Source organism: Nitrospirillum goiasense (genome assembly GCF_034427435.1).
Lineage (GTDB): Bacteria > Pseudomonadota > Alphaproteobacteria > Azospirillales > Azospirillaceae > Nitrospirillum.
The window spans coordinates 418,341-431,089 of the sequence record NZ_JAXQNP010000002.1 but is presented as its reverse complement, the minus strand read 5'-3'; the positions used below and the strand labels follow the sequence as shown (position 1 = coordinate 431,089).

Here is a 12,749-nt window from a genome sequence, read left to right as displayed (position 1 = left end):
GTCTCCTCCTCCGGCTCAGCGCAGCTGGAAAGCCGGGCTCATGGCCACATAGGCGGCCAGGCGGCGGTTGGCGAATTCACCGGTCTTGTTGTCCACCGTGGGCGGCGCGTCGGCCGCCAGGGACAGGCCACCCAGCAGGGCCCTGGCGTCGATGGCGCTGGGGCTGCCCAGCAACCGCTCGGACCAGAAGGCGACAGCCTGGCCGCTGTGCGCGGCCGCCGGGCCCATCTGGGCGCCGGCCGACAGGCCGGGCGGCATCCACCACCCTTCCGCCAGGCCCAGCGCCAGGTTCCAGCGCGCCCGCATGTTCTGCGCGCCCAGCCAATAATCGTCGGCGATGGGGTGGCCGTCCGGGGTGGGCCAGGCGTACAGCTTCTGCCCGGCGCTATCCATGGTGTTCACCAGCCCCTCGCTGGCGGTGACGGGCAGGCCGGTGGCCCGCGCGAAGCTGGCCACCAGCTCCAGCGGCCGCTTGGGCCGGGCACCCCAGTTGGCCGTGGCCTGGGGCGACAGGGCGATCAGCCGGACCACGCGGGCGATCTGGTCGGGGCGCTGGCGATTGTCCAGCCAGGCGGCGGCGGCGGCCTTCACCAATTCCGGCGACGGCTCCCCGCCCAGCAGGGATCGCACCATCTTGGTGCAGATGAACTGGGCGGTGGCGGGGTGGTTGGCGACCAGGTCCAGCACGCGATGGCCGTCGCTCTGCGGCGGCTGATAGCTGTCGAACTCCGCCGCCAGCACGCGCTTTTGATAATTGTCGTGCCAGGATTCGATGTAGGTGAAGCGGCCGTCGTTGGCGGCCTTGTAGCCGCCCAGGTCCTGGCCGCTCTGGATGCTCCACCCGGTGAAGGCGCGGCTGGCCTCGTAGACGTCCTGGTCGATATAGCCCTCGGGCGCGCCTTTCAGGGCGCCGGGCACGTCGCGCCAGCGGTCATACTGGGTGTTGAGGTAGGCGTCGCGGCCCAGGGTGTGCAGCTCGAACAGTTCGCGGGCGTAGTTCTCGTTGGCGGCCCCACCGCGCGACGAGCGGTTGTTCAGGTAGATCAGCATGGCGGGGCTGGTCGCCACCGCCTCGAGCAGGTCGCGGAAATTGCCCAGGGCATGGGTGCGCAGGGCGGTATCGTAGGCCGGCAGGGCCGGGGCCGTGTAGCTGTCCGCCGCGTTGATGGAAAAGTGGTCGTGCCAGAACAGGGTCATGACCTGGCGCAACTGGGCCGGATCATAAACGGCCCGGATGACGGTGGCCGCCGCCAGGTCCAGGCGCGGGCGCACCCGTTCCTGATAGGGCAGCTTGCGGTCGGGCTGGTTCAGGGACCAGAGCGCGTCCACCGGCTGGTCCAGCGTGCGCAAGGGGCGCATTTCATCCAGCGCCGCCCAGCCCTCGCCGGCATCGTACTTGATGCGCATGGTGGCGCTTTCCAGCTTCTGCTGGCATTCCGGTCCTGGGGCGGTGCTGGCCGCCGCCAGGCGCAACTGCTCATCCAGCCAATGGGCGATGCCCTGCTGCCGCAACGCTTGGGCCTCTCCGGGCCGGGGGCCATAGGCGAAGCGGTTCAGGAAAATCCATTCCGGGGAAGGTGCCGGGGACGGGGCGGAAGACGGCGTCGGGGACGCGGGGGTGGGGACGACCATGTCGGGCCCTCATCTATCGTTCCAATGCCCATGGTACGCCCTTTTCAGGACAAACCCGACATACGCCGGTAGCGGTAGGGACTAAGGATAGAAAAAGGGGGCCCCGTGGAGCCCCCTTTGTAACCCTTTCGGGCCTGGGGCTTTTCGCCCCACTTGCCAAAGTTTTGGCCGTTACTTCCGTTGGGCCAGAACCCAGCGCACGCTCCACAGGCAGGCCAGCAGGAAGACCACGCCGCCCAGCCATTCGGCCGCCGGGGCAAAGCCTTCCCCCATGACCGCCAGCGGCTCCTGGTTGCCGGTGAGGGAGATGATGGCCGCCTGGGCGACGCCGAACAGGCTTTCCCCCACGATCATGCCGGACGCCAGCAGCATGGCGCGGCGCTGCGGCACGTCGGCGAAGGTGGCGAACGGCACGCCGGCGGCCTTGGCCCGCTTGGCGAGCACGCGGTCGACGATGTAGGCCAGCAGGGCGCCCAGGCTGACCGGCACGGTGACGGTCATGGGCAGGTAGATGCCCAGGGCCACGGCCAGGGGCGGCAGGCGGAAGCGGCGGGTGGTGGCCTTCAGCACCTCGTCCACCACCACCAGGCAGATGCCGACGACGGCGCCGATGCCCAGCATGGACCAGTCCAGCTTGCCGCTGAGGATGCCGGTGGCCAGGGTGGCCATCAGCGTCGCCTGCGGGGCGCCCAGGGTCTTGGCCGGGTCCATGCCCGGATCCAGCGGGGCGCCGGCGAAACCGTAGGCGTGCTGCAGCAGGTTCAGCACCGGCGGAATCACGGCGGCGCCAACGACGCAGCCCATGATCAGGGCCACCTGCTGGCGCCAGGGCGTGGCGCCCACCAGCTGGCCGGTCTTCAGGTCCTGCAGGTTGTCGTTGGCGATGGTGGCGATGGTCAGCACCACCGAGGTGGTGAACAGCGCCAGCGCCACGGCGGCGGCGCGGATGACCGGGTCGGCCACCGCGTCCTTGCCCAGCAGGGCCACCAGCAGCAGGGACGAGGCGATGGCCGCCAGGATGCCGATGCTGGAGATGGGGCTGTTGGAACTGCCGATCAGGCCGGCCATGTAGCCCGAGGCGGCCGCGACGATGAAGCCCATCACGGCGGCGAAGACCACGCCCGCCAGGACCAGCACCACCAGGTGCGTGGACAGGGGCGTGCCCAGGATGAAGGAGATGAACAGGCCGGCCAGCGGCACCAGCAGCACGGCGGCGAAGGCCATGACGTAGTGGAAGGGGATGTCCTGCTCCACCCGGGGGACGGAGTGGCCGTTGCCCGCGCGCACGTTCTTCATGGCGTTCAGCGAGGCGCGGATGCCCTCCACCATGGGCTTGGCCAGGACGATCAGGGTCCAGATGGCGGCGGCGGCGATGGCGCCGGCGCCGATCAGGCGGACCTGCTGGCGCCACACGACGCTGTTGGCGTATTGGATCAGATCCATGCCGTCGGCCGGCGGGTGCAGTGTCGTCAGAATGGGGACGGCGCCGAACCAGGCGATGGCCACGCCGACGAACATGGCGAGGCCCACGGTGGCGCCCACCAGGTAACCGGCGCCCAGCAGGGCCATGGACAGGCCCGTGCCCAGGCCGGTCACGCCGCCGCCGATGCGCACGAAGCCCTGGAACTGCTCGGTGAAGAAGCGCATCGCCGTCATCAGGAAGAACCCGACGGAGACGACGGCGCCGGCGACCACATCGCGCAGGCCGGCCCCCTTGGCCGCCTCCTCCGCCCCGGCCTCACCGGCCGTGTCGGGCGAGCCGACCTTCAGCACCTCGGCGGCGGCCACGCCCTCGGGGTAGGGCAGGTTGCCCTGCACCACCATGGCCCGGCGCAGCGGCACCGTGTACATGACGCCCAGGATGCCGCCCACGGCGCAGATGCCCGCCGACTGCCAGAAGGGGAAGCCGGTCCAGTAACCGACGATGACCAGGCCGGGCAGCACGAAGATGACCGAGGACAGCGTGCCAGCGCTGGAGGCCAGCGTCTGCACGAAGTTGTTTTCCTGGATGGTGCTGTCCTTGGCCAGGCGCAGCACCGCCATGGAGATGACGGCGGCGGGGATGGAGGAGGCGAATGTCAGGCCCACCTTCAGGCCCAGGTAGACGTTGGCGGCGGTGAACACCACGGTGATCAAGGCACCCAGGATGATGCCGCGCAGGGTCAGTTCCCTAATCGAGCTGCGCGCGAACCGGGTCATCGGATGAAATCCGTCATATGTGGAGTATCCCCATCTGCGTCGTAATCGACGTCGTCGTGTAGGCGCCGGCCGCTTTTGTGAGCCCCTTCAAGCGGGCGCCGGACTGGATGGGCGGGGAGTTTAGCGGGCGCCCCCCGCCCCGTCGAGATCGGCCAGGGCGGACAAGGCCAGAATCCGGGACTTTGCCGCCAAAAAGAAACGGGGCCGGCACCCTGCCGACCCCGTTCCTCACTTTATTGCGTCGTTGACGCGGTTCCCTCAGGCACCGGGCGGCCGCGTCCGCAGCCTTGGCTGTCCTCGCTCCGCCCTCCGGTGCTCGCTGCGGGACCAGCGGTCGCTGGCCTGAACGAACAGGGGGGGCATTGCCGAAGACGCGCTGAGAGACAGCGATCAAGCCGGCTGGTTGAGGTACAGCAGCCAGGCCTTGGCCAGTTCACCCACGCCTTCGGGAGCGCTGGTCAGTTCCTGGAACGTCTTCTGGGCCTGGTCCTTCTGTCCGGCGTTCAGATAGGCGACGGCCAGGTGCAGCTTGGCGTCGGCGGGGTTCTTCAGGCCGCCCTTGTCGATGCCCTTCTGGATCAGCTCGACGGCCTTGGTGTAGTTGCCGTAGCTGGCATAAGCCTCGCCCAGCTTTTCCAGCGGCAGGCCCGTGGCGGCCTTGGACACTTCGGCGACCTGCTTGTCGATGCCCTTCTGGTCTTCGGCGGCGGCCTTCGTCGCCTCGGCCAGCATCTGCTTGGCCGTCGGGTTGCCGGCCAGCTGGCTCTGGCCCTTTTCCAGGACGGCCTTCGCTTCGCCCGGCAGGGTGGCGCGGGTGGCTAGGTCGGCGTACTCCAGGTACTCGTTGCCGCTCTTAATGGCGCCGACGCGCGACATCAGGCGGTAGAGGTCCAGCGTCAGCCGGTCGGAGAAGCCGGCCTTGCGCGGCAGGAACGCCAGGTAGTCGGTCCAGTAGTCCGGCTTCTGGTAGTGCTGCAGCAGCCGGGCCATGTAGTCGACATAAGAGCTGTAGTCCTTGCGCTGGATGGCGCTGTCCACCAGCATCTGGTAGACCTGCTCCTGCGCCGGCTTGCCCGCCTTCTCCTCGGTGTCGATGGCCTGCTTGCAGTTCGTGTCCGTGGCGGCCCAGTCCTTCAGCGACCAGGAGGCCTGGCAGCGCAGGGTGTAGACGTCCGGCGACGCGGTGCCCTTCTGGATCAGCACGTCCGACTTCGCCAGGTACTTCTGGTATTCCTTGTTCTGGTAATAGAGCTGCGCCAGGGTGCGCTCGCGCTTGGCGGCCTCGGCCTCCGGCAGCTGGCCCGTGGCCAGTTCGGTTTCCAGCGCCTCGATCAGGTGCGGCGTGTCGTTCAGCCCGACATAGGCCTGCACGCGCATCTCGGCGATGAAGAAGTTCTCATACGGCGTCCGGTCGGCCTTGGCGGCCTCGGCCTGCGCGGTGGCGTCGATGATGGCCTGGTAGTTCTTCTCTTCCAGCGCCTTCTGGGCGGCCTGCAGCGACGGCGTCAGCTCCTTGCTGATCTGCTTTTCCGGCGGCGTGGCGTCCTTGTCCTTGTCCTTGGCGTGGGCGGTCCCGATACCGGCGGCCACCAGGGCACCCAGCATGAAGGGATAGAATTTGGCGCGCATTCGGTCCTCGTCGATGGCAATCACGTGGTGGCCCGGTCCGGCGTCGCGTCGAAGGGGCCAAGGTCGAATTCGGGGCCAACCGCACCCGCCGCCGCCGCGCCCCCGCGCAAAACACCTTGGGGGACACCGCTGCCACGGAAGGATAGGGTTAATCCCTGGCGGGGGGACCCTGCGGGATGGAACGGGTCCTCGTCAACCCCTACACCCGTCATCTGTCGAAAGCGGGGCAGCGACCGTCGCCCCCTCGTCGCCGTGGCGGCTCAGCCGAAGGTGAGGTCCAGCAGATAAAGGGTGGCGCCGATCAGGGCGCCCAGCACCGTGCCGTTGATGCGGATGAACTGCAGATCCTTGCCCACCCCTTCCTCCAGCCGGCGGGAGAAGTCGGCGGCGTCCTGGGCCTTCAGGGTGTCGGTGACGAAGCTGCGAATGGCCTGGCGCCAACCCGGGATGGCGGCCAGGAAGGCGCCCTCCACCGCCGCGTCCAGGCGGGCGCGGGTGGCCGGCTGCTCCAATTCCCGCGCCAGCGACACCAGCATGGCGTCCAGGGCGTCGCGCAGTACGCCGTCGGGGTTCGCCGCGTCTTCCAGCGCCGCCGTCTTCAGGTGGCCGATCAGGTGATGGGCCAAAAGCCGCAGGGTCTTCATGTCCACGGCGTTGCGCAGCACGGACGCCAGCCGCTCGCCCAGCGGGTCGCCCTCCTGGATCCGGTCGGGGATTTCCCTCAGCCATAGCCGCAGGCCCCGTCCGGCCTCGCTGTAGGGACTGCGCAGGTCGAACAGGTGGCCGGCCAGGGCGTCCGTCACCTGGTCGGCCAGGCTGCGGTCCAGCGACCGGGGCATCCACCACTTCGACCGGTTGGTCACCGCGTCGCGGATGTGAGGCCGGCTGCCGTGGATCAACACCACGCCATGGTCCGACATTTCCTGGATCAGCGCCTCGAACAGGGGGCTGTCCATGGCGTCGCGCAGCAGCCGGGCCACCATGGGCCGCAGATCCACGGCCCGCAGGCCCTCCATCGCCGCCCGCGCCAGGGCTTCGCGCAGCGCCGCCTCCCGCCCCCGGGACAGCAGGCGGGGCAGCGAGGCAAGCGCCAGGTCGGCCATCTGGGCGCGATTGGCCGGATCGGCCAGCAGGCTGGCCACCTGGTCGGCGGCGTTCAGCCGCTGCACCTGGCCGCGCAGACGGTCCGGCGCCAGGAACTCACTATCGATGTAGGTCGCGATGCCATCGGCGATGCGGTCGCGGTTTTGCGGCACCAGGGCCGTGTGGGGCACCGGCACGCCCAGCGGGTGGCGGAACAGGGCGGTGACCGCGAACCAGTCGGCCAGGCCGCCCACCAGACCGGCCTCACCCACGGCGCGCAGCAGGCTCCAGAACCCCGGCCACGGCCAGCCGATGGCGTCGGGCAGAAGGCGGGGCACCAGGCGGGCCGCCAGCCACAGGCCGGCGGCGACCGCCAGGTAGAACCCGGCCACCCGTCGCCAGCGGCGCAAGGCCGCGGCGCGGTCGCCGGCGGTGGCGGGATCGAAGGGCAGGGGTTGTTGAGGCATGGGCGTCCGGAAGGGGCAAGAAGGGGCACGGGGTGGCCCGTGTCCCATCATGGCGATGGCGGGGCGTCGCGTCCCGGGCCATGTGATGGCAATGGGACAGGTCCACCCCGGATACCGAACCGACGCGGTTGAGTCCCGGTTCCCGTCTCCCGTCCCCTGTCCAGGCTAGTCGCCGATGGCGTCTTCCTCGTGGAAGGGGAAACCGCGCAGGGCGCCGTCGATGGCGCCGTCGCCGGAGCGGAAGCTGTAGGTCCGGTCGGCGGGGGCCTGATAGCGGCCGGACTGCAGCCCATCCAGGATGCGGGCGGATATCCAGCCGGACAACAGGGTGGCGGGCCGGGCCAGCGCCCGGTCCGGGCTCTTGAGGTAGGAGCGGTCGTAGAGGGCGGCGCCGATGGCCGCGCCATGCCGGTCCAGGAAATCCGCCAGCATGTCCACGAATTCCGCAGGGTCCAGCATGGGTTCCACCGTGCCGGCGGCGCGCGCCAGGACGGGATAGAGCAGGTGGGTGCGGTCGGCGAAACGGCTATCGCGCTCCACCCCATCGGCCACCAGGTTCAGATAGCGGCTGCGGTGGGCGGGCTGGCCACGCAGCGCGGCGTCCAGGATTTGGCGGTGGTTCATGCGTCTTGTCGGCTTGTGCGTCCAGGGTCAGGGTACAACTTTTCATGGCGCCGCCGAAGGTCCATATCCAACGGCGGCCCCTCGGTCATATAGTGCCGCTTCAGCGCTCACCCAGGGTCGTTGACCTTCGGGATCACTTCAGGCCCAGGCCGGACGCGGACCGAGAGGCTGGATTTTGCGTCCGTCAGTCAGTAGACCAGAGGCCGGGCGCCTTGGTTCGGCCGCCTGGTGTTCCAGCAGAGACTTCAGGAGAGACGTGCATGCGGAAGCTCATCGAGGGGTTCCTGAATTTCCGCGCCAACGCCTTTCCCGAATATGCCCGCCGTTTCCAGTGGCTGGCCGAGGTCGGGCAGAATCCCCGTGCCGCCGTGGTCGCCTGCTGCGACAGCCGTGTCGATCCGCAGATGATCTTTTCCGCCGGTCCCGGCGACCTGTTCATCATCCGCAACGTCGCCAACCTGATTCCGCCCTACCATCCCAACAGCGACTTCCACGGCACCAGCGCCGCGCTGGAATTCGCCGTGCGCCAGCTGCGCGTGGGCGACATCATCGTCATGGGGCACACCCATTGCGGCGGCGTGAAGGCCCTGATGGCGGAGGGAGAGGCCGACGGCGACTTCATCGGCAACTGGATGGCCATCGCCAAGAGCGTGCGCGGCAAGGCCAAGGACGTCTCGGACGCGGAGCGCGAGGTCATTCGCCTGACCATCGCCAACCTGCTGACCTTCCCCTGGATCAAGGCGGCGGTCGAGGGCGGCGGCCTGCGCCTGCACGGCTGCCTGTTCGACGTCGCCGATGCCGACCTGCTGCTGCTGAACCAGGAGACCGGTCACTTCAAGTCGGTGCAGGACGGCGTCGAGGGCGTTCCGCTCTAATCCGTTCCTATACCGAAACGAGGAAGGGCTACCCTCATCAAATTTTCCTGGGACGCGACAGCGCCCCGCAGCTGAGGGGCCTTAAACCGGCTGCGCCGGGCAGCCGATGAACCGGCTGCCGGCGGGCAGGTGCTCGCCCTTCATGGCCAGCGACAGGGGGCCCAGCTCCGACCCGCGGCCCAGCACGGAATCGTACAGCACCACCGACCCGGCGCCGACATGGGCGCCAGCCTCGATGGTGACGGGGCCCAGCTTCATGACCCGGTCTTCGAACAGGTGGGTCTGCAGCGTGACGCCCGGGCCCATGGCGGCATCGTCGCCGATGTCGACCATGTCCAGCTCGCACAGATAGGCCGTCTCCAGGTAGACGCGGCGCCCCACCTTGGCGCCCAGCAGGCGCATGTAGAGCGGCAGGAAGGGGGTGCCCAGGAAGGGGCCCAGCACCCATCCGGCCAGCGCGTCATACAGCGAGGTCACGAACTCGATACGCCAGACCGCCGTGCTCCACAGTGGATGGATGCCGGGGCGGAAGCGGCCCACCACCGCCCACTTCACGCAGGCCAGCAGCAGTGCGGCGCTGACGCAGATGACCAGCGGACCCAGGCCCAGCCACAACAGGCCCAGCCACAGGCTGGCCATGGCCAGGGCATGGGCGACCAGCCACAGGGCGCCCACGGTGGCGGTGCCGGTGATGGCGCCCTGAACAAGGACGCGGGCGGCCTCGATGGCGGCGCGGGTGGCCACCAGGCGGCGCGTGGGCGCCACGGTGAACGCTTCGGAGATCCCCTCCACCTTCTGGCGGCGGGGCAGGCGCACCGGGGGCAGGCCCAGCCAATCGGTCTGCCGGTCGGCATCGGACGGCGCGGTGGACAGGACGCCCACCAGGCAGTTGTCCGGCAGGTCGGCCCCCGCCGGCAGGAAGGCGGAGTTGCCGATGAAGGTGTCGCGGCCGACGCGGGTGGGGGCGAAGCGCACCAGGCCGCCGTGGATGGCCGGGCTGCCCACCAGCGACGCGTCCGCCAGGAAGGCGCGGTCGCCCACCTCCAACTGCTCGGGCACGATGTGCGCCACGGTCGACACCTCGCAGGCGTGGCCGATCTTGGCGCCCAGCAGCCTCAGCCAGGTGGCGGAATAGAGGGAGCCATAGACGGTGTACAGCTGCTCCACCGCCATGCGGTGCACGCGGTCGGCGAACCAGCGGTGGCATTCCACCATGCTGTCCAGGCGCACGCTGGCGCGCCCCACCACCGGGGGCACAAGGCGGCGCGCGGCCAGCAGCACCAGCGCCGTCCAGGGCATGCACACGGCACCGCCCACCACGCCGGCCAGCAGCAGGCGCGGGCCCAACTGGGCCATGGTCAGGTCGGTATGCAAGGCCAGGGCGAAGGCCACGGCCAGTGGCAGCAGGGTCAGGAAGCGCACCAGGCTCAGGGCCGCCAGCCCCAGCAGATAGCGGGGCGCGCGGGGCCGCAGGGCGCCGTCCGCCCGGCCCATCATCCAGTCCGGCCGGGTGGATGGCCCGGCGGGCGATCCCGCCCAAACGGCGTCGGCCGGCACCACGGCGCCGTCGATCAGGCAACTGCGGGCCTCCAGCCCGGCCCCCGCCTCCAGCCCGCTGTTCAGCCCGACGATGGAGGCGGCGCCCACCGTGGCGCCCGGCCCGATGGACACGGTGCCGACCTCGATATGGCCGCCCCGGACATGATGGGTCAGCAGCAGGGTGTCCTCGCCCACCGTGGCCTGGTCGCCGACGCTGATCAGGTCCCACAGCATGCCGCCGTGGCAGCCCAGGAAGGCGCCATGGCCGATGCGCCCGCCCATGGCGCGGGCGTACAGCCGCATCAGGGGCGTGCTCGCGATCCAGGACATGGGCAGGGCGGCCTCGATATGGCTGACCGTCCACCAGCGCCAGTGCCACAGGCCCCAAAGGCGGTGCCGTCCGGGCTTGACCCGGCCCAGCAGCAGCCACTTGGCCGCGATGGCCAGGGCGAAGGACACGGGCAGCGCGGCGATGGACAGCGCCGCCATGATCACGAACGACTGGACGCTCAATTGGCCGGACATGCCGTGTTGCGCCAGCACGCCCAGCATGGCCAGCATCGGCAGGCCGCCCAAGGCCGTCACCAGCGGCAGGGTCAGCACCTGGGCCAGGCCGAAGGCCAGGTGGCGCCGGGTGCTGGCGCGGCGCGTCTCGCTGGTCACCCGGGGGGCGGCGGGCGCCGCCAGCACCTGGGCCAGGCCGCGCACCGTGGGGTTGAGGTACAGCGCCCGCACGGTGGCCTCGGGATGGCGCAAGCGCAGGCGGGAAATGGCGGATGCGGCGGCCAGGGAGTGGCCGCCCAGGTCCATGAAGAAATCCGCGTCGCGGGCCCGGACGGGGCGGCCCAGCGCGTGGGCGAAGGCCTCCGCCACCTCTTCCTCCGCCTCGCCTTGGGGCGGCTCGCCAATGTCTTCCGGCACGTCGCGGGGGGTGGGCTCCGGCAGTTCGCGCCGGTCGATCTTGCCGCCCACGGTGCGGGTCATGGCCGGCACCTTCACCAGGAAGCTGGGGCGCATGTAGGCGGGGACGGCGGCGGCGACATGGGCGGCCAGGGCGTTGCGGTCGGCCGTGCCCACGTACCAGATGACGATGCTGTCCACGCCGGCCACCGGGCGCACGGCGGCGGCGGCCAGCTGCACGCCGGGGCAGCCGCCGGCGATGGCCTCGATCTCGCCCAGCTCGATGCGGAAGCCGCGCAGCTTCACCTGGTTGTCGACCCGGCCCAGGAAGTCGACGCGGCCGTCGATCAGGGGGCGCCCCACGTCCCCGGTGGCGTACAGGCGCTGCCCGGCCGCATCCACCTTGAAGCGCTTGGCCGTCTCTTCCGGCCGGTTCAGGTAGCCATCGGCCAGCGCCGGCCCGCCGATATGAATCTCACCCGTCTCGCCCACCGGCACGGGCTGGCCGTCCGGACCCAGCACCACGACGCGGTAGCCGGGCAGGGCCCGGCCGATGGTGACCGGCTGGCCGGCTCGCGCCTCGTCCGCCGTCGCCACCACCGACGCCTCGGTGGGGCCGTAGGTGTTCAGCATGCGCCGGCGGGGCGCCCAGCGGTCCACCAGGGCGGGCGGGCAGGTTTCCCCGCCCACCACCAGTAGGCGGACATCGGGCAGATCCTCGTCGATCAGCCCCAGCAGCGTGGGCACGGTGGAGAAAAAGGTGGCGCGACGGCACCGCAGCTCGCTGGCCAGCAACTGCGGGTCGCGCATCACCAGGCCCGACGCCGGCAGCAGGCAGGCGCCGGAGGCCACCGCCAGCCACACCTCCTCGACCGAGGCGTCGAAGGCCAGGGAGAAGCCCTGCCACACCCGGTCGGTCTCGGCCAACTGGTAGACCTGCGAGGCGCCGCGCACATAGGTCATGACGGCGCCGTGCGACAGCACCACGCCCTTGGGCAGGCCGGTCGTGCCGGAGGTGAAGATGAGGTAGCAGGTGTCGGACGGCGTGGCCGGCAACAGGGCGTCCGGCAGCCCGTGGGGCGATACCAGTGGGTCGTCCAGCAGGGCGGTGCCGATCAGGTCCTCCGGCGCCACCGAGGCGACGCCGGGCACGGCGAAGTCGTCGGCGGCGTCGACCATCAACAGCGACTCCGATTGCTCGGCGATGCTGGCGACGCGCGCGGCCGGCCAACTGGCGTCAATGGGAATATAGGCGGCGCGGCGCAACAGGATGCCGAACAGGCACGCGTATAACTCGGCGGTACCACGGCCCCGCAGCATGACGCGGGCGCCCGGTCCCACGCCCCGGGCGGCCAGGGTGGCGGCGACGTGGCGGGCACGCTCGCCCATGTCGCCCCAGGTCAGCATGAACCCGTCGCCGGTCTCCACCGCCGGCAGCGACGGCGTGGCGGCCACGCGGGCCAGGAACAGGGCCGCCAGCGTTTGCGCGCCGGCAAGGCCGGCCTGCTGCCCGGATTGCGGGCCGGACAGTTGCTGCCCTCCCGGGTTCTGGCCCCCCGCGTCCATCCGTTCGGCGATCAACGAACCGCTGAGCATCAACGTCCCACCCTCGATCCCCGGAGGCTGTCCCCGGTGGCCCTATCCCCGGTGGCGAGGAGCCGCCCGCGGGGGAACCCGGTATACCCCGGTAAAGGTCTGCATTCCCATGCCCGTTTCATTCCCTACGGAGGGATGGGCACCCCGAATTCCAGGGGTGGCGACAGCGGCGCGGACCTATCCGGTACATACCCGTTGTAGATGG

General features: G+C 70.2%; 7 protein-coding genes. 1 reads left to right on the top strand and 6 read right to left on the bottom strand.

Annotation, left to right across the window (positions count from 1 at the left end; translation table 11 throughout):
• Positions 1 to 15 precede the first annotated feature (15 nt).
• From ULB03_RS04260 to ULB03_RS04240, 5 genes are all read right to left on the bottom strand, one after another.
• Positions 16 to 1,632, bottom strand: a complete 1,617-nt coding sequence (locus ULB03_RS04260) for a DUF1800 domain-containing protein (RefSeq protein ID WP_322482038.1) — start codon at positions 1,630 to 1,632, stop codon at positions 16 to 18.
• A 171-nt stretch (positions 1,633 to 1,803) separates the two neighbouring features.
• Entirely contained in the window at positions 1,804 to 3,831 is a 2,028-nt protein-coding gene (locus tag ULB03_RS04255; protein WP_322482037.1) for an OPT family oligopeptide transporter, read from the bottom strand.
• A gap of 390 nt (positions 3,832 to 4,221) precedes the next feature.
• The gene (locus tag ULB03_RS04250) at positions 4,222 to 5,460 is read right to left on the bottom strand and encodes a tetratricopeptide repeat protein (protein ID WP_322482036.1); all 1,239 of its coding nucleotides are present in this window, start codon (positions 5,458 to 5,460) and stop codon (positions 4,222 to 4,224) included.
• 260 nt (positions 5,461 to 5,720) lie between these two features.
• Positions 5,721 to 7,010, bottom strand: coding sequence for a DUF445 domain-containing protein (locus tag ULB03_RS04245; protein WP_322482035.1), 1,290 nt, complete (start codon positions 7,008 to 7,010; stop codon positions 5,721 to 5,723).
• Between the two features lie 165 nt (positions 7,011 to 7,175).
• Positions 7,176 to 7,634, bottom strand: a complete 459-nt coding sequence (locus ULB03_RS04240) for a hypothetical protein (RefSeq protein ID WP_322482034.1) — start codon at positions 7,632 to 7,634, stop codon at positions 7,176 to 7,178.
• 260 nt (positions 7,635 to 7,894) lie between these two features.
• On the opposite strand from ULB03_RS04240, the gene ULB03_RS04235 reads away from it, so the two are divergent.
• Positions 7,895 to 8,509 carry a carbonic anhydrase gene (locus ULB03_RS04235; RefSeq protein ID WP_322482033.1) on the top strand — a complete coding sequence of 205 codons (615 nt, stop codon included), beginning with the start codon at positions 7,895 to 7,897 and terminating at the stop codon, positions 8,507 to 8,509.
• Positions 8,510 to 8,590: 81 nt separating this feature from the next.
• Here the strand turns inward: ULB03_RS04235 and ULB03_RS04230 are convergent, their stop codons facing one another.
• Positions 8,591 to 12,544 (bottom strand): Pls/PosA family non-ribosomal peptide synthetase, encoded by a 3,954-nt coding sequence (locus ULB03_RS04230; protein WP_322482032.1) that lies wholly within the window; start codon positions 12,542 to 12,544, stop codon positions 8,591 to 8,593.
• Between the last annotated feature and the right edge of the window lie 205 nt (positions 12,545 to 12,749).